The organism is Thalassobaculum sp. (assembly GCF_040219615.1).
Classification (GTDB): domain Bacteria; phylum Pseudomonadota; class Alphaproteobacteria; order Thalassobaculales; family Thalassobaculaceae; genus Thalassobaculum_A.
The window spans coordinates 197,860-218,092 of sequence record NZ_JAVJSE010000010.1; the positions used below are offsets into that span (position 1 = coordinate 197,860).

General features: G+C 70.8%; 19 protein-coding genes. 14 read left to right on the forward strand and 5 right to left on the reverse strand.

Annotated elements, in window-relative coordinates; all coding sequences use genetic code 11:
* Positions 1-9: 9 nt before the first annotated feature.
* A complete protein-coding gene (gene coxB, locus RIC31_RS05640) occupies positions 10-837 on the reverse strand; it encodes a cytochrome c oxidase subunit II (protein ID WP_350104693.1) in 828 nt (275 codons plus the stop codon).
* Positions 838-1,162: 325 nt separating this feature from the next.
* On the opposite strand from coxB, the gene tldD reads away from it, so the two are divergent.
* The 3 genes from tldD (at position 1,163) to RIC31_RS05655 (ending at position 4,540) form a co-directional block, all read left to right on the forward strand.
* The gene (gene tldD / locus RIC31_RS05645) at positions 1,163-2,596 is read left to right on the forward strand and encodes a metalloprotease TldD (protein ID WP_350104054.1); all 1,434 of its coding nucleotides are present in this window, start codon (positions 1,163-1,165) and stop codon (positions 2,594-2,596) included.
* A 158-nt stretch (positions 2,597-2,754) separates the two neighbouring features.
* Complete coding sequence (locus RIC31_RS05650; RefSeq protein ID WP_350104056.1) at positions 2,755-3,057, forward strand: hypothetical protein; 303 nt, start codon at positions 2,755-2,757, stop codon at positions 3,055-3,057.
* Between the two features lie 25 nt (positions 3,058-3,082).
* The gene (locus RIC31_RS05655) at positions 3,083-4,540 is read left to right on the forward strand and encodes a methyl-accepting chemotaxis protein (protein WP_350104059.1); all 1,458 of its coding nucleotides are present in this window, start codon (positions 3,083-3,085) and stop codon (positions 4,538-4,540) included.
* A gap of 6 nt (positions 4,541-4,546) precedes the next feature.
* Here RIC31_RS05655 and RIC31_RS05660 read toward each other — a convergent pair whose 3' ends face one another.
* Positions 4,547-7,993, reverse strand: a complete 3,447-nt coding sequence (locus RIC31_RS05660) for an indolepyruvate ferredoxin oxidoreductase family protein (protein ID WP_350104061.1) — start codon at positions 7,991-7,993, stop codon at positions 4,547-4,549.
* 146 nt (positions 7,994-8,139) lie between these two features.
* On the opposite strand from RIC31_RS05660, the gene RIC31_RS05665 reads away from it, so the two are divergent.
* Complete coding sequence (locus tag RIC31_RS05665) at positions 8,140-8,598, forward strand: Lrp/AsnC family transcriptional regulator (protein ID WP_350104064.1); 459 nt, start codon at positions 8,140-8,142, stop codon at positions 8,596-8,598.
* 101 nt (positions 8,599-8,699) lie between these two features.
* Entirely contained in the window at positions 8,700-9,692 is a 993-nt protein-coding gene (gene nudC, locus RIC31_RS05670) for an NAD(+) diphosphatase (RefSeq protein ID WP_350104067.1), read from the forward strand.
* A 12-nt stretch (positions 9,693-9,704) separates the two neighbouring features.
* On the opposite strand, the gene RIC31_RS05675 is transcribed toward nudC, so the two are convergent.
* The gene (locus RIC31_RS05675; protein WP_350104070.1) at positions 9,705-10,421 is read right to left on the reverse strand and encodes a Crp/Fnr family transcriptional regulator; all 717 of its coding nucleotides are present in this window, start codon (positions 10,419-10,421) and stop codon (positions 9,705-9,707) included.
* 194 nt (positions 10,422-10,615) lie between these two features.
* Between RIC31_RS05675 and RIC31_RS05680 the strand changes: the two genes are divergently transcribed.
* From RIC31_RS05680 to RIC31_RS05705, 6 genes are read left to right on the forward strand one after another with little or no spacing between them, the layout of a single operon-like run.
* A complete protein-coding gene (locus tag RIC31_RS05680; RefSeq protein WP_350104072.1) occupies positions 10,616-10,798 on the forward strand; it encodes a periplasmic nitrate reductase, NapE protein in 183 nt (60 codons plus the stop codon).
* 20 nt (positions 10,799-10,818) lie between these two features.
* Positions 10,819-11,334: a ferredoxin-type protein NapF gene (locus RIC31_RS05685; RefSeq protein WP_350104074.1), complete on the forward strand. Its 516-nt coding sequence runs from the start codon at positions 10,819-10,821 to the stop codon at positions 11,332-11,334.
* The gene (locus RIC31_RS05690; RefSeq protein WP_350104076.1) at positions 11,331-11,630 is read left to right on the forward strand and encodes a chaperone NapD; all 300 of its coding nucleotides are present in this window, start codon (positions 11,331-11,333) and stop codon (positions 11,628-11,630) included. Before RIC31_RS05685 ends, RIC31_RS05690 begins: the two co-directional genes overlap by 4 nt.
* Positions 11,627-14,131 (forward strand): periplasmic nitrate reductase subunit alpha, encoded by a 2,505-nt coding sequence (napA, locus tag RIC31_RS05695; RefSeq protein ID WP_350104078.1) that lies wholly within the window; start codon positions 11,627-11,629, stop codon positions 14,129-14,131. The genes RIC31_RS05690 and napA overlap by 4 nt, the downstream gene beginning before the upstream one ends.
* A 20-nt stretch (positions 14,132-14,151) precedes the next feature.
* The gene (locus tag RIC31_RS05700) at positions 14,152-14,649 is read left to right on the forward strand and encodes a nitrate reductase cytochrome c-type subunit (protein WP_350104080.1); all 498 of its coding nucleotides are present in this window, start codon (positions 14,152-14,154) and stop codon (positions 14,647-14,649) included.
* Positions 14,650-14,665: 16 nt separating this feature from the next.
* Entirely contained in the window at positions 14,666-15,265 is a 600-nt protein-coding gene (locus tag RIC31_RS05705) for a NapC/NirT family cytochrome c (protein ID WP_350104082.1), read from the forward strand.
* 67 nt (positions 15,266-15,332) lie between these two features.
* Here RIC31_RS05705 and RIC31_RS05710 read toward each other — a convergent pair whose 3' ends face one another.
* Both RIC31_RS05710 and RIC31_RS05715 read right to left on the reverse strand, forming a co-directional pair.
* Positions 15,333-16,199 (reverse strand): prephenate dehydratase, encoded by an 867-nt coding sequence (locus tag RIC31_RS05710; RefSeq protein ID WP_350104087.1) that lies wholly within the window; start codon positions 16,197-16,199, stop codon positions 15,333-15,335.
* A gap of 46 nt (positions 16,200-16,245) precedes the next feature.
* A complete protein-coding gene (locus tag RIC31_RS05715; RefSeq protein ID WP_502990102.1) occupies positions 16,246-16,965 on the reverse strand; it encodes a 3-deoxy-manno-octulosonate cytidylyltransferase in 720 nt (239 codons plus the stop codon).
* A gap of 244 nt (positions 16,966-17,209) precedes the next feature.
* Between RIC31_RS05715 and RIC31_RS05720 the strand changes: the two genes are divergently transcribed.
* The 3 genes from RIC31_RS05720 to RIC31_RS05730 all read left to right on the forward strand — a co-directional run bounded on the left by RIC31_RS05720 (position 17,210) and on the right by RIC31_RS05730 (position 20,079).
* Positions 17,210-17,815 (forward strand): c-type cytochrome, encoded by a 606-nt coding sequence (locus RIC31_RS05720; RefSeq protein ID WP_350104091.1) that lies wholly within the window; start codon positions 17,210-17,212, stop codon positions 17,813-17,815.
* A gap of 25 nt (positions 17,816-17,840) precedes the next feature.
* Positions 17,841-18,623 carry an inositol monophosphatase family protein gene (locus tag RIC31_RS05725; protein ID WP_350104093.1) on the forward strand — a complete coding sequence of 261 codons (783 nt, stop codon included), beginning with the start codon at positions 17,841-17,843 and terminating at the stop codon, positions 18,621-18,623.
* A gap of 82 nt (positions 18,624-18,705) precedes the next feature.
* A complete protein-coding gene (locus RIC31_RS05730) occupies positions 18,706-20,079 on the forward strand; it encodes a flavin monoamine oxidase family protein (RefSeq protein WP_350104095.1) in 1,374 nt (457 codons plus the stop codon).
* The last annotated feature ends 154 nt before the right edge of the window (positions 20,080-20,233 follow it).

The window sequence follows — 20,233 nt, forward strand, 5'->3', positions numbered from 1 at the left end:
TCCGTTCGATTACTTGGACGCGACCGCGGCCAGCCGGGGGCCGGCGCCGTCGACGTCCATCGCGAACTTGGTCTTGGCCTCGGCCAGCCAGGCGTCATAGGCCGGCTGCTCCATCGCCTCGACCACGATCGGCATGTAGGAGTGGTTGGTGCCGCAGATCTGGTTGCACTGCCCGTAGTACACGCCGGCCTTCTCGACCTGGAACCAGGTCTCGTTGATCCGACCCGGGGTGCCGTAGAGCTGGACGCCGAAGGATGGGATGAAGAACGAGTGCATCACGTCCGACGTGGTGATCAGCACCTGAACCTTCTTGCCGACCGGGACCACCATGCGGTTGTCCACGTCGAGCAGCCGGATCTGGCCCTCCTTGAGGTCGGCCTCGGCGATCATGTTGCTGTCGAAGCTGATCGCCTGGTCCGGATACTCGTAGCTCCAGTACCACTGATGCGCCTGGACCTTGACGGTCATGTCCGGATCGACCGCCCGGTCGGCGAAATACAGCAGCTTGAACGACGGGATCGCGATCACCACCAGGATCAGCACCGGCAGGCCGGTCCACGCGATCTCCAGCAGCGTGTTGTGCGACGTCTTCGACGGCACCGGGTTCTTGCTGGCCCGGAACCGGAGGCACACATACACCAGCAGCGCCAACACGAAGACCGAGATCAACGTGATGATCACCAGCAGGAGGTTGTGCAGGTCATCGAGCCGGTCGTGAGTCGGCGTGACGCTGGCCTGCATGCCGAGCTGCCATTCATACGGCCTGTCCGCCAGTGCCGTGGTCGCGGTGACGGCGAGCGAAGCCGCCGCCCAACCGATACGCCGCGCCCAAAACACGGCCAATCCGAGGATCCGATCCATCAGTCGGTCGTTCCCGTTGTCGTTGCTCTCGCCGCGCCCCCGCGGCGGGCTTGGTTATGACACCAACGCACGCCCTGTGCAACGCGGGGGAGGCAGCGTCGAGGCAAGCTAGAACGCTGGGAAAGCCTGGGCAAGCGGCCCTCACGCGGCATTCGGTCGCGCCGCCGACCGCCGCGCGGCCCGGCGTCGCGCGCGGCCGGACGGCCGCACGGCCGATCCGCCGTCGACTTCCGTGCCGACCGTCCCTATGTCAGGCTGACACAGCATCGCCCCGCCGGGCGCCCATGCCAGGAGCCGCTTCGTGACCGACCGTGCCACCACCGACGACCTGTTCTTCGCCCGCGCCGGCCTCGACGCCGCGCGAACCCAGGCGATCGTCGACGAAGCGCTGAACGGCGCCGACGACGGCGAGCTGTATCTCGAGTACCGGCAGAGCGAGAGCCTGGCGTTCGACGACGGGCGGCTGAAGACCGCGTCCTACAACACCTCCCAGGGCTTCGGCCTGCGCGCCATCGCCGGCGAGGCACGCGGTTTCGCGCACGCCTCCGAGCTGTCGGAAGATGCGATCCGCCGGGCCGCCGGCACCGTCCGCGCCGTCCATGCCGGGCATTCCGGGACGATGGCCGAGGGGCCGGTCGGCACCAACCGCCACCTCTACACCGACGCCAACCCGCTGCAGGGCGTGACCACCGAGGCCAAGATCAAGGTGCTGACCGAGATCGACGCCTACGCCCGGGCCAAGGACCCGCGGGTCCGCCAGGTCTCGGCCTCGCTGACCGGCTCGTGGCAGGCGGTGCAGATTCTGCGGGCCGGCGGCCAGCGGGTCGGCGACGTGCGGCCGCTGGTCCGGCTCAACGTGTCGGTGGTGGTCGGCGACGGCGACCGCATGGAGTCCGGTTCCTACGGTTGCGGCGGCCGGCTGATGTTCGACCGCTTCGTCGATCCCGACCAGTGGCACCATGCCGTCGACGAGGCGATCCGGGTGGCGCTGGTCAACCTCGACGCGGTGCCGGCGCCGGCCGGCGAGATGGAGGTCGTGCTCGGCCCGGGCTGGCCCGGCGTGATGCTGCACGAGGCGGTCGGCCACGGCCTCGAGGGCGACTTCAACCGCAAGAAGACCTCGACCTTCAGCGGCATGATCGGGCAGCGGGTCGCCTCGCCCGGGGTCACCGTGATCGACGACGGCACCCTGCCGGACCGGCGCGGCTCGCTGACCGTCGACGACGAGGGCACGCCGACCTCGCGCACCGTGCTGATCGAGGACGGCATCCTGGTCGGCTACATGCAGGACCGCCAGAACGCCCGGCTGATGGGCATGGCCCCGACCGGCAACGGCCGCCGCGAGAGCTATGCGCACCACGTCATGCCGCGCATGACCAACACCTTCATGGCCGACGGCACCGCCGACCCGCAGGAGATTCTGCGCTCGGTCAAGAAGGGCCTGTTCGCGGTGAACTTCGCCGGCGGCTCGGTCGACATCACCTCCGGCAAGTTCGTGTTCTCGATGAACGAGGCCTACCTGATCGAGGACGGCAGGATCGGCCCGGCGGTGAAGGGTGCCACCCTGATCGGCAACGGCCCGGACGCCATGAACAAGATCACCATGGTCGGCAACGACTCGGCACTCGACGACGGCATCGGCACCTGCGGCAAGGACGGCCAGGGTGTGCCGGTCGGTGTCGGCCAGCCGACCCTGAAGATGCGCGGCATCACGGTGGGCGGCACCGCGGTGTAGCGTCACGGCTGCCGCCCCGGCAACCTTGCCGCGCACAAAATAACGAGCTGAATAACCGCTGATTACATTCGCTACTCCATTCACTTTTACTTAAATCCTCCTGCGGCTTTCTCGCGTATCGGCTTAATCGACCGGCCGATCAGCGAGGGAGTGCCGTCGTGCAGTACATCGTCCCGATCCTGGTCGCGATCATGACCCTTGCGGTCGCCGCGGCATCGGCGACTGCCGTGCCGGCCGACCCCGAGGCCGGCGTCGCCGCGGTGTTCCCGCCGTGGTGGCAGCGCGAGCACGCGGCGGCCGCGGTCGCCGAGGCCGACGGCCTGATCGTCCGCGAGGGCGCGCTCCCGACCATCCTCGTCGTCCGACCCGGCCGTCCCGGCCTGGCCGAGCGCCTGCGCGCGCAGGGCGCGTTGCTGATCGTCGACCCGCTGGCCGCCCGCGGCTGTTTCGTTCCCGCCTGATCCGCGGCAACGCAGGAGAATCCCGATGTCCGAAATCGTCACCCTTCGCCGGCGGGCGACCGTCGCCCTCGCCATCTTCCTGGCCCTGCAGGTGCCGTTCTCGGCCGCCGTCGCGCTCAGCCTCGGCCGTGACCTGCTGCTGCCGGTCGGCGCGGTCGCGGTGGTGGCCGCGCTCGGCGGCGCGATGGCGCGCTGGCGGCTCGACGATCCGGCGACCCGGATGACCCTGGCCGCCGGGCTGATGGGCGTGGTGTCGATCCTGGTGTTCCAGTTCGCCGGCCACCCCTGGCAGATCGACATGCACATGTACTACTTCGCCTGCCTCGCGATCCTGGCCGGCCTGACCGACTGGCGGGCGATCGTGGTCGCCACCGGCGTCGTCGCGGTCCATCACCTGTCGCTGAACTTCCTGCTGCCGGCCGCGGTGTTTCCGGACGGGTCCGACTTCGGGCGGGTTGTGCTGCACGCCGTGATCGTCGTCGTCGAGGCGGCGGTGCTGGTCTGGCTGACCTATCAGGTCGCCGCTGCCTTCGAGCAGTCGGCGGCAGCCCGGGCGCAGGCCGAGGCGGCCGAGGCCGAGCGCGCCGCGATCGTCGGACGCCAGCAGGAGCAGGAGCGGCACAGCGCCGAGCAGCGGCAGGCCGCCCTGCGCGAGACCGCGACGCAGCTGGAGGCCTCCATCGGGGCGATCTCCGAAACCGTCGCGGCCGCCGCCGAGGAACTGAACCGGACCTCGACCGCCCTGACCGACACCACCGGACGGGCCGGCGCGCGCTCCGAGGAAGTCGCGGCCACCACCCGCGGGGCCAGCGAACGGGCACGCGGCACCGAGGCCGAGGTCGACCGGCTGCGCGGCGCCATCGAGCAGATCAACCGGCAGGTCAACGCTTCCGGCGAGATCACCCGCGATGCCGTCGAGCGGGCCCGCCAGACCGACGTGACCGTCGCCGGGCTGGCCGAGGCGGTGCACCGGATCGGCGACGTCCTCAACCTGATCAACGACATCGCCGAGCGCACCAACCTGCTGGCGCTGAACGCCACCATCGAGGCCGCACGGGCCGGCGACGCCGGGAAGGGCTTCGCGGTCGTGGCGTCGGAGGTCAAGGCGCTGTCCACCCAGACCGCCGAGGCGACCGACCGGATCGCCGGCGAGATCGCATCGATCCGCGACGAGTCGCAGGGGGCGGTCGAAGCGATCCGCGGCATCGCCGAGGCGGTCGGCCGGATCGACGAGGTGGCGCGCGAGACCGCCCGGTCGATCGACGAGCAGGCGGCGGCGACACGCCACATCGCCGGCGAGGTCCGCATGCTGGCCGAAAGCAGCAACAGCGCCGCCGAGGCCATCACCGAGGTCGCCCGCGAGACCCGCGAGAGCGGCTCCGCCGCGGAAGACGTGCGGCGCGCCAGCGAGGACCTGGCCCGCCACGCCGAGCAGCTGCACATGGAGACCACCAGCTTCGTCGCGCAGGTGCGGTCGGCCTGACCGCCCTCAGACCGCCGGCCGCCGCTCCTGCGGCGGAACTGCCAGCAGGCGGTCGACCTCGGCCCGGGTCCTGGCGACCGCCGCCTGCTTGACCGGCCCGTAGCCACGGATCTCCAGCGGCGCCCGGGCCAGCGCCAGCAGGGTCGCCCGGTCGCCGGTCGGCAGCCGCGCCAGCACGGTCTCGACCAGGTCCTCGTACCAGCCGATCAGGTCGCGCTCCATGCGCCGCTCGGCGGTATGGCCGAACGGGTCGAACGGCGTGCCGCGCAGCCGCCGGAGCTTCGCCAGCAGCCGCATCGGCCACTGGATCCAAGGCCCGAACGCCCGCTTGCGCGGCCGGCCGCGGGCGTCCTTCGGCCCCGGCAGCAGCGGCGGCGCCAGGTGGTAGCGGACCGTGAAGTCGCCTTCGAACTGCCGGTCGAGCTCGGCGCGGAACCCGGTCTCCATATGCAGCCGGGCGACCTCGTACTCGTCCTTGTAGGCCATCAGCCTGAACAGCGACCGGGCGACCGCGTCGGCCAGCGCGCCGCCATATGCCGCCGGCTCGGCCGCCCGCACCCGGTCGACCAGGGCGCGGTAGCGGGCGGCCCAGGCGGCGTCCTGGTAGTCGCGCAGGAAGGTCTCGCGCCGGACGACGACCCGGTCGATGTCCTCGGGCCCTGACGGACGGTCGCCGGCGTCGGCGAACCCCGGCTCGACGCAGGCCAGCCGGCCGGCCGCGAAGGCGTTGCGGTTGGCTTCGACGGCGACGCCGTTCAGCTCGATCGCCCGGTCCAGCGCCGCCCGCGAGACCGGCACCAGCCCGCGCTGCCAGGCGAAGCCCAGCATCATGACGTTGGCATAGACCGCGTCGCCGAACAGCGCCTCGGCCAGCCGGTTGGCGTCGAGCGACGCGAGATTGTCGCGCCCGACCACGCCGGCGATGGCGTCCAGCCGGCCGCCGACCTGCAGGTCGGCGTCGCGCAGCCGCACCACGTCGCCGGTCGGCATCTCCGCGGTGTTGACCACGGCGCGGGTGCCCGGCCGGTAGGTTCCGGACGCCTTCGGCGACGAGGACACCACCGCGTCGCAGCCGATCAGCGCGTCGGCCCCGCCCTGGTCGATCCGCACCTGGTTGATGCGCCCGGGGGTGTCGGCCAGCCGGATGTAGCTCAGCACCGGCCCGAACTTCTGGGCGAAGCCGGTGAAGTCGAGCACCGACGAGCCCTTGCCTTCGAGATGCGCCGCCATCGTGATCAGCGCCCCGACGGTGATCACGCCGGTGCCCCCGACGCCGGTGACCAGAAGGTCGTAGGGCTCGGCCAGACCCGGCAGCACCGGCTCCGGCAGCCCGGCCGCCCGGGCGACGTAGTCCTCCGCACCGACGACCCGCCTGCGCCGCGTGGCGCCCTCGACGGTCACGAAGCTCGGGCAGAAGCCGTTCAGGCAGGAGAAGTCCTTGTTGCAGCTCGACAGGTTGATCTGCCGCTTGCGCCCCAGCGGGGTCTCCTTCGGCTCGACGCTCAGGCAGTTGGATTCCACCGAGCAGTCGCCGCATCCTTCGCACACCAGGTCGTTGATGACGGCGAATCGCTTCGGGTCATCCAGGGTGCCGCGCTTGCGCCGGCGGCGCTTCTCGGTGGCGCAGGTCTGCTCATAGATCAACACCGTGACGCCCTTCACTTCTCGCAGCTCGCGCTGCACGGCGTCGAGGTCCCCGCGACCGTGGATCGTCAGCCCGGCCGGGAAATCGGCCTCGGCGAACTTCTCCGGAACGTCGGAGACCAGGGCGATGCGCCGCACCCCCTCGGCCCGCACGGTGTGGGCGACGGCATGGACGCTGAGCGGCCCGTCGACCGGCTGGCCGCCGGTCATGGCGACCGCGTCGTTGTACAGGATCTTGTAGGTGATGTTGGCGCCGGCCGCGATCGCCTGGCGGATCGCCATCGAGCCCGAGTGGTAGTAGGTGCCCTCCCCGAGGTTCTGGAAGACGTGACCGTTGCCGGTGAACCGGGACGAGGCCGCCCAGTTCACGCCCTCGCCGCCCATCTGGATCAGCGAGCTGGTGTCGCGGTCCATCCAGCTGGCCATGAAGTGGCAGCCGATGCCGGCCAGCGCCTTCGAGCCCTCGGGCACCCGGGTCGAGGTGTTGTGCGGACAGCCGGAGCAGAAATACGGGGTCCGGGTGGCCCCCGGAACCTGGATGACCCGGCCGCCGTCCGGCGCCAGCCGGGCCGCCCGCTCCGCCAGGTTCAGGCCCGGGAAAACCCGGTCCAGCCGCCCGGCCACGATCGGCGCCAGCAGCAGCGGCGACAGCTCGCCGGTCCACGGCACCAGCCGGGCGCCGTCCTCGTCGCGCTTGCCGACCATGCGCTCGGGCTTCGAACCCGGCCAGTCGTAGAAATACTCCTTGAACTGGCTCTCGATGATGCCGCGCTTCTCCTCGACCACCAGCACCTCGCGCTTGCCGCGCACGAAGTCGAGGGCGTCGCGGTGGTCGAGCGGCCACACCATGCCGATCTTGTAGACGTCGATTCCGATCCGCCGGCACTCGGCCTCGCCCAGGCCGAGCAGGCGCAGCGCCTCCATCAGGTCGAGATGGCCCTTGCCGGTGGTCACGATGCCGAAGCGCGCGTCCGGCACCCGGTAGATGTGGCGGTCGATCGGGTTGGCGGCGGCGAACGCGAACACCGCGTTCTTCTTCGCCTCCATGCGCTCCTCGATCTGCGGCCCCGGCAGGTCCGGCCAGCGGTAGTGCAGGCCGCCCGGCGGCGGCGCGAAGTCCGGCAGCGCGAACCGCCGCGGTGCCGGGATCTCGACCGAGGCCGCCGCCTCGACGGTCTCGGAGATCGCCTTGAAGCCGACCCACATGCCGGAGAACCGCGACAGCGCGTAGCCGTACTCGCCGAACGCCAGGTATTCCTCGACCGAGGCCGGGTTCAGGGTCGGCATGAACCACGCCATGAAGGCGACGTCCGACTGGTGCGGCATCGACGACGACACGCAGCCATGGTCGTCGCCGGCCACCACCAGCACCCCGCCACGCGGCGACGAGCCGTAGGCGTTGCCGTGCTTGAGGGCGTCGCCGGCGCGGTCGACCCCCGGCCCCTTGCCGTACCAGAGGCCGAACACCCCGTCGACGGTGCGGTTCGGGTCGCTCTCGACCTGCTGGGTGCCGAGGATGGCGGTGGCGGCCAGGTCCTCGTTGACCGCCGGCACGAAGGTGATGCCGTGCTCCTCGACCAGCCGCTTCGCCCGCCACAGCTCCAGGTCGACGCCGCCGAGCGGCGAGCCGCGGTAGCCGGAGACGTAGCCGGCGGTGTTCAGCCCGGCGGCGCGGTCGCGGCGCGCCTGGTCGAGGGCGATGCGCACCAGCGCCTGGGTGCCGGTCAGGAAAACCCGGCCGCCGCCGCGCGTGTAGCGGTCCTCGAGGCGGTACGTCGTGTCGACCGGTGCCCCTGCGAGATCGTCCATGGCCCGGCTCCCTGTCGGTTCGGCTTTCCAGTATAGCGCCGAGGCCTGGAGAAAGTTGCCGATCAGGCCGGCTGACAGGGATTATTTGGGTATTCCATCCGGTCGGGTAATAGTTTCCGGACAAATTATCCACCACAGGCCCTCCGATGACCCTGACCGACGCCGACCGCCGCATCCTGCGGGCCCTGCAGGCGGACTCCCGGATCTCCAACCAGGAGCTCGCCGAGCGCGCCGGCATGTCGGCCTCGGCGTGCTGGCGGCGGGTCCGGGCGCTCGAGGAGGCCGGCGTGATCGCCGGCTACCCGGCGGTGCTCGACGCCGGGCGCTGCGGCCTCGGCTTCAGCGCCGTCGTCCACGTCACCATGACCCGGCACGACGCCTCGCAGCTCGACGTGTTCATCGACCGGATCGCCGAGCGTCCCGAAGTGCTGGAGTGCTACTCGACCACTGGCGAGGCCGACTACCACCTGCGGGTCGTGTGCCGCGACAAGGAGGCCTACAACGACTTCCTGGAAGGCTTCATGTTCCGCCTTCCCGGCATCGCCCATGTCCGCACCAACCTGATCCTGAAGGACATCAAGCAGCACGGCCGGCTGCCGGTGTGACCGGAGCTGTCGTCATCCCCGGCGATTGCCCGTGCGCCTCGCCGGTGTACACTCGCGCCGTCATGCCCGCCGACCCCCGCAGAAACCAGCCAGAGCCGCCCGTGACCGACCTGATCGACAAGCGCCCGAACTTCTACGGGTTCGGCGGCCTCGACCGCTCCGCCCATGTCCGCGAGCGCGAGGGCTGGCTCGACGAGCTGCTGGAAAGGGCCGACACCCGGCTGGTGCTGGTGTGGCGGACCCGCTCCTTCGTGCTGGAGGTCGAGGACGCGGCCCCGCGCGCCGCCATGCTGCCGGCCGGCGAGCACCGGCACCTGGTGGCGCACGCCGAGTCGGTCGCCTTCCTGGGCGAGCTGGACGGCATCGCCCATGTCGCCCTCGACCTGTCGCCGGTGGAGGAACCCGACCTGCAGCTCCTGACAGCGACCCATGGCGGGTTCACCGACCTGCGCCGGATCGGCCCGCTGCTGGAGCGCTTCGAAGGCTCGCTGCTGGCCTACGCCCGCGGCCTGCTGTGGTGGCACCAGCGCCACCGGTTCTGCGGCGTGTGCGGCCACCCGACCCGCAGCGTCAAGGGCGGCCACCAGCGCAGTTGCACCAACGAGGGCTGCCGGGCGCCGCATTTCCCGCGCACCGACCCGGCGGTGATCATGCTGGTGCACGACGGCGAGCGCTGCCTGCTCGGCCGCCAGAAGATCTGGCCGGACGGCATGTACTCGACGCTCGCCGGCTTCGTGGAGCCGGGCGAGACCCTGGAGGAGGCGGTCGCCCGCGAGGTCTGGGAGGAGAGCGGCATCCACGTGCGGATGGTGCGCTACCACTCCTCGCAGCCCTGGCCGTTCCCGTCCTCGCTGATGCTCGGCTTCCATGCCGAGGCCAAGTCCTTCGACATCGTCCGCAACGACGACGAGCTCGGCGACGCCCAATGGTACACCGCCGAGGACCTGGCGAACTTCGCGGCCATGGGCAAGTTCCTGCCGCGCCGCGACTCGATCGCCCGCCGGCTGGTCCAGGACTGGGTGGAGAGCGTGCGCCCGGACCTGTATGACGCCGTCGATGCGGTCCCGAGCGCCTATCCGGTGCGCACGACCTGAGGCGACCGGACGCTAGGCCGGCCGGCGCGACCTGAGGGTCCCGTTGCGGCAGTAATCCGCCAGCCGCCGGGTGTCGTCGATGGTCACGACACTGTGCGCGACCCGCACGCCCGACGGCCGCAGGCCGGCGAAGCTCCGCGACAGGCTCTCCGGCTTCATGCCGAGCCGGGCCGCGATCAATGCCTTGTCGAACGGCAGCGTCACCTCGACCCGGCCCGTCCGGCCTTCGCACAGCCGCAGCAGGAACCCGGCCAGGCGCTGGCGGCCGTTGCGCGTCTGAAGCTGCTCGACGTCATGGGTGACGCGGTGCAGGTGGATGGCCAGCGACCCCAGCATCCCCCGGCACAACTGCGGGTCCGCGGCCAGCAACCGCTCGAACGCCGGCCGGTCGAACATGCAGATCCGGCACGCCACGACGGTTCCGGCGCTCGCCGGGAAGCCGCCGCCGAGGAACATCGCCGCCTCGGCGAAGGTCTCGCCGCGCCCGAACAGCCCGAGCACCGCCCGGTCGCCGCTTTCGACATCCCGGTACACCTCGACCCATCCGGAGATCACGCCGTACAACCGGTCGGCGCCGTCGCCCTGATGGAACAGCACGTGCCCCTTGGGCAGGTCGGCAACGCTGACGATCTCCGCGATCCGCCGGAACGCCGGGTCCGGCAGCGCCCGGAACAGCGCCATGGCGCGCAGGACGGCAAGATCGCTCGACGTCGGCTTCCGGGATTCCATCGCACATCCCCCTGCCGCTGGTCTCCGGCCGCTGGATCGCGGTCGCGACGTCGCGCAGTAGCGAATCCTACTTGATTCTTGTCAATGCCAGCCAAGAGGTTCATCTCTAGGGTCAACCTGACGATTCGCCGGTCCGCGCCGTATGCGCGACGACCGGACACAAGCCCGGCAAGGGCGACGGACAGGAGGAAGCCATGGGTTCTGGCGACGCCCCGGCGGGGCAGACCGGGGAAGCCACCCGGCGGAACGAACTCACGGTGTTTCTGACCACCACCTTCGTCATCATCCCGGGGCTGGCGGTCGGATTCGTCGGCGCCTACGGATTCGCGGTCTGGATCGCACAGATGTTCCTCGGACCACCGGGGCCGCCGTCCTGACGGCCCGGAGGTTCGGGGCGATGGGTTCCGCGACGATCGACAGCACCCGACGGCGATTCCTGCGCGGCGCGTTGCGCCAGGGTCCGCCGACGGTGCGGCCGCCCTGGACCGACGACGACCGCCTCGCGGCGGCCTGCACGCGCTGCAACGCTTGCGTGACGGCCTGCCCCGAGGGCGTGCTGCGGGCCGGCGATGGCGGCTTTCCGCAGCTCGACCCGAGCGCCGGCGGCTGCACTTTCTGCGGCGCCTGCGCGACGGCCTGCGCCGAACCGGTATTCGACCGGGCCCTGACCCCGGCCCTGCCGGTGCGCGTGGCGGTGGCCGAGGCCGACTGCCTCGCCCATGCCGGGATCCACTGCGAGATCTGCCGGGACGCCTGCCCGGAATCGGCGATCGGCTTCGTCCGGACGGCCGGCCGCATCGCCGTCCCCGCGGTCGTGGCCGAAGCCTGCACCGGCTGCGGTGCCTGCATCGGCCCGTGCCCGGCATCGGCGCTGAGCCTGGCGGCGGTCCGGGCAGGCGGGCGGGCGGCATGACCGGCCCCGTCCACATTTCCAGCCTCGTCGTGCAGGTCCGCCCGGACCGGCTCGCCGCGGTGCGCCGCGCGATCGAGGACGAGGGCGGGGAGATCCCCGCCAGCGACCCGAACGGCAAGCTCGTGGTGGTCATCGAGACCGCGTCCGAGGCCGCCGTCACCAGCTTCGCCAGCACCGTCTCGGCCCTCGACGGGGTGCTGAGCACCAACCTCGTCTACCACCTCATCGACGGCGACGAGGCCGGGTCCGACCCGGTCGACGCACGCGCCGCGGAACCCCAGGGAGGCATTCCATGACCGACACCACGCTGACGCGGCGCAGCCTGCTGAAGGCGCAGGCCGCCGCGGTCGCCGCCACGGCGGCCGGTATCGCGACGCCGGCGGCCGCCCAGAACCTGGTCACCGAGCGCGCGCTGACCGACCTCAAATGGTCGAAGGCCCCGTGCCGGTTCTGCGGCACCGGCTGCTCGGTGATGGTGGCGACCAAGGCCGGCCGCGTGGTGGCGACCCACGGCGACGTGAAGGCCGAGGTCAACCGCGGCCTGAACTGCGTGAAGGGCTACTTCCTCTCGAAGATCATGTACGGCGCCGACCGGCTGACCACGCCGCTGCTGCGGATGCGGGACGGCGCCTACGCCAAGGACGGCGAGTTCACGCCGGTGAGCTGGGACGTCGCGTTCGACGTCATGGCCGAGAAGTTCAAGAAGGCCCTGAAGGACAAGGGCCCGACCTCGGTCGGCATGTTCGGGTCCGGCCAGTGGACGGTCTGGGAGGGCTATGCGGCCGCCAAGCTGTTCAAGGCCGGCTTCCGCTCCAACAACATCGACCCCAACGCCCGCCACTGCATGGCGTCGGCGGTCGGCGGCTTCATGCGGACCTTCGGCATGGACGAGCCGATGGGCTGCTACGACGACCTGGAGCACGCCGACGCCTTCGTGCTGTGGGGCTCGAACATGGCGGAGATGCATCCGATCCTGTGGACCCGCCTGACCGACCGCCGGCTCAGCCATCCGCACGTCCAGGTCTGCGTGCTGTCGACCTTCGAGCACCGCAGCTTCGAGCTGGCCGACATCCCGGCGGTGTTCACGCCGCAGAGCGACCTGGCGATCCTGAACTTCATCGCCAACCACATCATCCAGACCGACCGCGTGAACAAGGCGTTCGTCGACGCCCACACCATCTTCCGGCGCGGCAACACCGACATCGGCTACGGCCTGCGCCCCGAGCATCCGCTGGAGAAGGCCGCGAAGAACGCCGGCGCCGCCAACGACTCGCAGCCGATGACCTTCGAGGAGTACGCGGCGTTCGTCTCGGAATACACGCTCGAGAAGACGCACGAGCTGTCGGGCGTGCCGAAGGACACGCTGCTGCGGATCGCCGAGCTGTACGCCGACCCGAACATCAAGGTCATGTCGCTGTGGACCATGGGGTTCAACCAGCACACCCGCGGGGTCTGGGCGAACAACCTCGTCTACAACCTGCATCTCCTGACCGGGAAGATCTCGGAGCCCGGCAACAGCCCGTTCTCGCTGACCGGCCAGCCGTCGGCCTGCGGCACGGCGCGCGAGGTCGGGACCTTCGCGCACCGGCTGCCGGCCGACCTGGTGGTCATGAACCCCGAGCACCGCAAGTTCGCCGAGCAGATCTGGAAGCTGCCCGACGGGACGATCCCCGGAAAGCCCGGCTACCACGCCGTGCTGCAGAACCGGATGCTGAAGGACGGCAAGCTGAACGCCTACTGGGTCCAGGTGAACAACAACATGCAGGCCGCCCCCAACATGATGGAGGAGGGTCTGCCCGGCTACCGCAACCCCGAGAACTTCATCGTGGTGTCCGACGCCTATCCGACGGTGACCGCCGAGGCCGCCGACCTGATCCTGCCGGCCGCCATGTGGGTCGAGAAGGAGGGCGCCTACGGCAACGCCGAGCGCCGCACCCAGTTCTGGCACGAGCTGGTGCCGGCGCCGGGCGAGGCGCGGTCCGACCTGTGGCAGGTCATGGAGTTCTCCAAGCGCTTCAAGATCGAGGAGGTCTGGCCGGCCGAGCTGATCGCCAAGCGCCCGGAATACGCCGGCAAGACCCTGTACGACTTGCTGTTCCGCAACGGCCAGGTCGACGCCTTCCCGCTCGACCAGACGGCGGCCGACTACGGCAACCACGAGTCCCGGGATTTCGGCTACTACGTCCAGAAGGGCCTGTTCGAGGAATACGCCAGCTTCGGCCGCGGCCACGGCCACGACCTGGCGGACTTCGACACCTATCACCGCGAGCGCGGCCTGCGCTGGCCGGTGGTCGACGGCAAGGAGACCCTGTGGCGCTACCGCGAGGGCCACGATCCCTATGTCGAGGCCGGCAAGGGCGTGCAGTTCTACGGCAACAAGGACGGCCGGGCGCGGATCTTCGCCCTGCCCTACGAGCCGGCGGCGGAGAGCCCGGACGCCGAGTATCCGTTCTGGCTGTCGACCGGGCGGGTGCTCGAGCACTGGCACTCCGGCTCGATGACGCGGCGGGTGCCGGAGCTGTACCGGGCGATGCCCGACGCGATGTGCTTCATCCACCCGGACGACGCCCGGTCGCTCGATCTGCGGCGCGGCGACGAGGTGGAGGTGATCTCGCGGCGCGGCAGCATCCGCACCAGGGTCGAGACCCGCGGCCGCAACCGGCCGCCGCGCGGCTTGGTCTTCGTGCCGTGGTTCGATGCCAGCCAGCTGATCAACAAGGTCACGCTGGATGCGACCGACCCGATTTCCAAGCAGACCGACTTCAAGAAGTGCGCCGTGCGCATCGCCAAGGTCTGAGCAGGCAGGGAGGACAGGACATGACCAGGACATCCGCATTCGCCGCCCTGCTTCCGGTCGCCGTCGCCATCGTGCTGGCGGCGGTCGCCGGCGGCGCGGTGCTCGCCCAGTCGACCACGCCGTCGATCGCGACGCTGCGCGGGGCCGCCGCCCTGGACGCCAACGGCGAGCCGCCGCGCATCCCGCAGACCGAGGAGACCGACCGGCGCCGGCCACGGGCCTATCCCGAGCAGCCCCCGACCATCCCGCACAGGATCGACGGCTACCAGCTCGACAAGAACGGAAACCAATGCCTGTCCTGCCACGCCCGGGCCAGGGTCGCCGAGAGCGGCGCCCCGATGATCAGCGTGACGCACTTCATGGACCGCGACGGCCAGTTCCTGGCGACCGTGTCGCCGCGCCGCTACTTCTGCAACCAGTGCCATGTCGTCCAGGGGCGGGTGCCGCCGGCGGTCGACAACAACTTCGTCGACATCGACTCGCTGCTCGCGGTCGAGTCCGGCCGCGGCCGGCAGTGAGCGGGGAGCGCATCCGATGAAACAACTGATGGCCCTGGTCGCCCGCTTCTGGGCGACCCTGACCCGCCCCGCCGCCCATCTCAGCCTCGGCGCCCTGGCGATCGGCGGATTCGCCGCCGGCGTGATCTTCTGGGGCGGCTTCAACACCGCGCTGGAGGCGACCAACACCGAGACCTTCTGCATCTCCTGTCACGAGATGCGGGACAACGTGTACCAGGAGCTGCGCCAGACGGTGCACTTCACGAACAACTCGGGGGTCCGGGCGACCTGCCCGGACTGCCACGTGCCGCATGACTGGACCGACAAGATCGCCCGCAAGATGCAGGCATCGAAGGAGGTCTGGGGCACGATCTTCGGGACCATAGACACGCGCGAGAAGTTCCTGGCGAAGCGGCTCGACCTCGCCAAGCACGAATGGGCGCGGCTGAAATCCAACGACTCGCTGGAGTGCCGGAACTGCCACAGCGAGGAGTACATGGATTTCTCGCGGCAGGGTCCCCGGGCGGCCGACGCCCACCAGGCCTTCCTGGTGACCGGCCAGAAGACCTGCATCGACTGCCACAAGGGGATTGCCCACGACCTGCCGAACATGGCCGGGGTGGAAGGCTGGAATTGAGGGCGTGTAAAGGTATCCCGGCGCGATCTGCGCCGGTTTCACACGCTCTGAGGCGGCGGCGCGGCCCTCAGGCCGCCTGCTCGCCCTTGCCGCCGCGGAACGGCGAGGCCGGGTAGGTGCCGAGGATCCGCACGGCGCCCTTCGGGCAGAAGAACCGCAGTTCGTCCAGGGCGTATTTCATCGCCGCGTCGTCCTGGTGGCCCTCGGCGTCGATGTAGAACTGCGCCGCCGAGAACGAGCCGTCGATGATGTAGCTCTCCAGCTTGGTCAGGTTGATGCCGTTGGTCGCGAAGCCGCCGAGCGCCTTGTACAGGGCGGCCGGCACGCTGCGGACCTGGAACACCATGGTGGTCACGCACGGCCCGTTGCCGAGCGGCGGCACCGTCCCCTGGCGCGCCATGATCAGGAACCGGGTGGTGTTGTGCGCGGCGTCTTCGATCGAGTCCTGCAGGACGTCGAGGCCGTAGATCTCGCCGGCCAGCGTCGAGGCGATGGCGGCGACTGCCGGGTCGCCGAGCCGGGCGATCTCGTCGGCGGCGCCGGCGTTGTCGGCATGGTTCACGCGCTTCAGGCCGAGCCGCTTGATGAGCTTGCGGCACTGCGCGAGGCTCTGCGGGTGCGCGCGCACCTCCTTGAGGCCTTCGAGCGTCGCGCCCGGCACCCCCAGCAGCATGTGGTTGACGCGCTGGAAATGCTCGCCGGTGATGAACAGGCCCGACTCCGGCAGCAGGTGGTGGATGTCGGCGACCCGCCCGGCGACCGAGTTCTCCACCGGCACCATGGCGCAGTCGGCCTCGCCGTCCTGCACCGCCGCCAGCATGTCCTCGAAGCTCTGGCACGGCATCGGCTCGTGGTCGGGCAGCGCATTGGTGCAGGCCAGGTGGGAATAGGCGCCCGACATGCCCTGATAGGCGACGATCGGCTTGCGGCTCATGCGGCGGGATCTCCAGCGGCGGACGGGTATGCGACGGCGCACATAATCAGGCCGGGCCGGACTCGGCAAGCAGCCGGCGCGCCAGCTCCAGCTGGGCCGGAGTGTCGACGCCGAGCGGCACGGTGTCGACCCGCCCGACCTCGATGCGCATGCCGGCCTCCAGGGCCCGCAGCTGCTCCAGCTTCTCGCTCAGTTCCAGGGGCGACGGCGGCAGCGCCACCAGCCGGTCCAGAGCGGCGCGCCGGTAGGTGTACAGGCCGATGTGGTGGAACACCGTGGCGCCGCCGTAGGGGATCGCCATCCTGCTGAAGTACAGGGCGCGGCCGAACCGGCCGTCCGGCTCCCAGGCGACCGCCAGCTTGTTGACCCCGCTGGTCGGCGGCAGGTCGTCGTCGCCCTCGATCGGGCAGGCGACGGTTCCCATGGCGGCGTCCGGCATGCGGGTCAGCGCCTCCATGGCGGCGCGCACGGTCTTCGGTTCCAGCACCGGCAGGTCGCCCTGCACGTTGACGATCACGTCGTGCCGGCCGTCCGGGTCGAGGCGCTGAAGCGCCTCGGCGATGCGGTCGGTGCCCGAGGGATGCGACGGCGCGGTCAGCACCGCCTCGCCGCCGGCGGCGACCACGGCGTCGGCGATCTCCGGCTCGCCGGCGGCGACCACCACCCGCCCGATATCCGCCTCGCGGGCCCGCCGCCAGACCTGGACGATCATCGGCTCGCCCAGGATGTCGGCAAGCGGCTTTCCGGGCAGCCGGGTCGACGCCATGCGCGCCGGGATCAGCACGATCGGATTCACGACACACTCCGTTTGCGGCGAAATGCCGCGTGAGCCGGCCGTCTTACGCCGCGTCCGCGAGGTTGCGCAAGCATGGCCGCACAGGCTAAGTCGCATGTGGGATCGGACGCCTGCGCGTGGACAGCGCCGGGCACCGTCGGTATGTTAGCGCCGCCGCGCCCGGGGGGCGTGATCGTACAGAGACGAGACGGGCGGGACTGGAAGGGTTCGAGGCATGGCGACGTCGCTCGAAAGCAATAAGATTCTGGCCGGTATTCTGGCGGCGGGCATCCTCGCGATGGCGACCGGCAAGATCGCCGACGGCCTGGTGCACCCGACCGAGCTGCAGGAGAACGCCTACAAGATCGAGGTCCCCGAGGGCATGGCCGCCGCCCAGCCCGGCGAGACTGGCCCGGCCCCGGTCGAGCCGGTGCTGCCGTTGCTGGCCAGCGCCGACGTCGCCGCCGGCGAGAAGGAGGCCAAGAAGTGCGCGGCCTGCCACACCTTCGACAAGGGCGGCGCGAACAAGGTCGGTCCGAACCTGTACGGCGTGGTCGCGCGCGAGAAGGGCGGCCATGAGGGCTACAGCTATTCCGACGCCCTGAAGTCGTTCGAGGATCCGAAGACCTGGACCTACAGCTCGCTGAACAAGTTCCTGCACAAGCCGAAGGACTACATCAGCGGCACCAAGATGAACTTCGCCGGCCTGAAGAAGGCCAGCGACCGCGCCGACATGATCGCTTACCTCCGCACGCTGGCCGACAGCCCGGCACCGCTGCCGACCGACGAGGAGGTCAAGGCCGCGCAGGAAGCCTTCGAGAAGGCCAAGGCCGGCGGCTGAGGCCGTCCGGTCGCGGCCGGCGGCCATGCCGCGTCCCGATCTCGACGGGCTGGTGGCGTTCGCCGCCGAACTGGCGGATGCGGCCGAGCCGATCGTCCGGGCGCATTTCCGCACCGCGCTTTCCATCGAGTCGAAGGCCGACGAGAGCCCCGTCACGATCGCCGACCGCGGCATCGAGAAACGCCTGCGCGAGTTGATCGAGGCCCGTTTCCCGGACCACGGCATCGCCGGCGAGGAGTTCGGGCTGAAGACGCCGGACGCCGACTACGTGTGGTCGCTCGACCCGATCGACGGCACCAAGGCCTTCATCACCGGCCGCCCGACCTTCGGCACCCTGATCTGCGTGACCGAGCGCAAGGCCCCGCTGCTGGGCCTGATCGACTGCCCGATCCTGCACGAGCGCTGGATCGGCGGGCCGGAACTGCCGTCCACCCTCAACGGCTCCGCGATGACGCCGCGCCCGCCCCGCACCCTCGCCGATGCGACCCTGGCCTGCACCTCGCCGCACATGTTCAGGGAGGCCTGGGAGCTGACCGCCTTCGACCGGCTGCGCGCCGACGTGAACCTGCCGATGTATGGCGGCGACTGCCACAACTACGGGCTGGTGGCCCTCGGCACCATCGACCTGGTGGTCGAGGCCAACCTCAGCGACTACGACTATCTGGCCCCGGCCGCGGTGATCGCCGGCGCCGGCGGGCTGGTCACCGACTGGGAAGGCATCCCCGTCACGCTCGGCTCGACCAGTCGGGTGCTGGCCGCCCGCACCCCGGAACTGCACGCCGCCGCGCTGAAGCGACTGCAGGGCTGAGGCGGCCGGCCGCTACTTCCGCGCCGGCATCGCGGTAGGATGCCTGACCCGGCTCCGGCCCGGCCGATGGACGTACCGTTCGATGAAGCAAGATGCGTTCGACCGCCGCCGGTTCCTGGCGGCCGCCCTGCTGGCGGGTGCGCCGCTTCCGGTGCTGGAGCCGCGACCCGCCCAGGGCCGCGCCCTGGCCGGCTCCAAGGTCGTCGTGGTCGGCGCCGGGATCGCAGGCCTGGCCGCAGCCCGGGCGCTCGCCGACCGGGGCGCTGCCGTGACGGTGCTGGAGGCGCGGGCGCGGATCGGTGGCCGGGTGTTCACCGACCGCTCGCTCGGCGTGCCGTTCGAGGTCGGCGCCGGCTGGATCCACGGACCGAGCCCGGACAACCCGGTCCGCAAGCTCGCGGACGCGATCGGCGCGCGACGCTTCGTGACCGCCGACGACAGCCTGGCGGTGTTCGACGCCGCCGGCCGCCGGCTCGCTCCCGACCGGGTGGACGCGATCGACGCCAGGTGGCAGCGCCTCCTGGAGCAGGTGGACGACGCCCTGGAAACCGGCGACCCGCGCAGCCTGCGCGCCGCCATCGCCGCCGTCGATCCGGACGCCCCGAAGGACCCGGGCGTGCTCTGGGCATTGTCGGCCTACACCGAGTTCGATTCCGGCGCGCCGATCGAGGATCTGTCGGCGACCCTGCACGACGAGGACGCGGCGTTCGACGGCGCCGACGTTGTGCTGCCCGGCGGCTACGACCGGATCCTCGGGCCGCTCGCCGACGGCCTCGATGTCCGGCTCGCCACGCCGGTCACCGGGATCGCGATATCCGGCGACGGCGCCCGGGTCCGAACGGCGGCGGGCGAGGTCGCCGCCGATGCCGTGGTCTGCAGCCTGCCGCTCGGCGTGCTGAAGGCCGGGTCCATCGCCTTCCAGCCGGCCCTGCCGCGCGGCCACCGCGACGCCATCCGGGCGATCGGCTTCGGCAGCGTCACCAAGATCGCCTTCGCGTTCGACGCGCCGTTCTGGGACCTGGAGACGCAGTATTTCGGGATCATGACCGCGCCGAAGGGCCGCTGGAACTACTGGCTCAACTACCGCACCTTCTCGGACGCCAACGTCCTGCTGGGGGTGAGCGTCGGCGCCCATGCCCCGGCCGCCGACCGCATGAGCGACGCGGCCATGGCGGACGACGCGCTGGCGGTGCTGCGGCAGGCCTGGGGCAGCGCGGTCGGCCGGCCGCGCCGAACCCTGACCACCCACTGGTCGACCGACCCCCACGCCCTCGGCGCCTACAGCTACCCGCGGCCCGGCAACCGGGTATCCGACTTCGAGCGCCTCGGCGAGCCGGTCGGCGGCCGGCTGTTCTTCTGCGGCGAGCACACGCTGTTCGACCATCACGCCACGGTGCACGGCGCCCTGCTGTCCGGCGAGCGCGCCGCCCGGCAGGTGCTCGAGGAACTGGGTTGACCGGCGGCCCGCGGGCCGTTCTTTCGAAACGCCCGTCGCTTCGTGGGTTCCGGCTCGGCCGCGCCGAGGGCGGCGCGCCCGTCCGGAATGACGACAAGGGAGGGGTGGACTGCCGCAGGCAGGGACACATCCGGAACCCCCGAGGCGAGGGCCG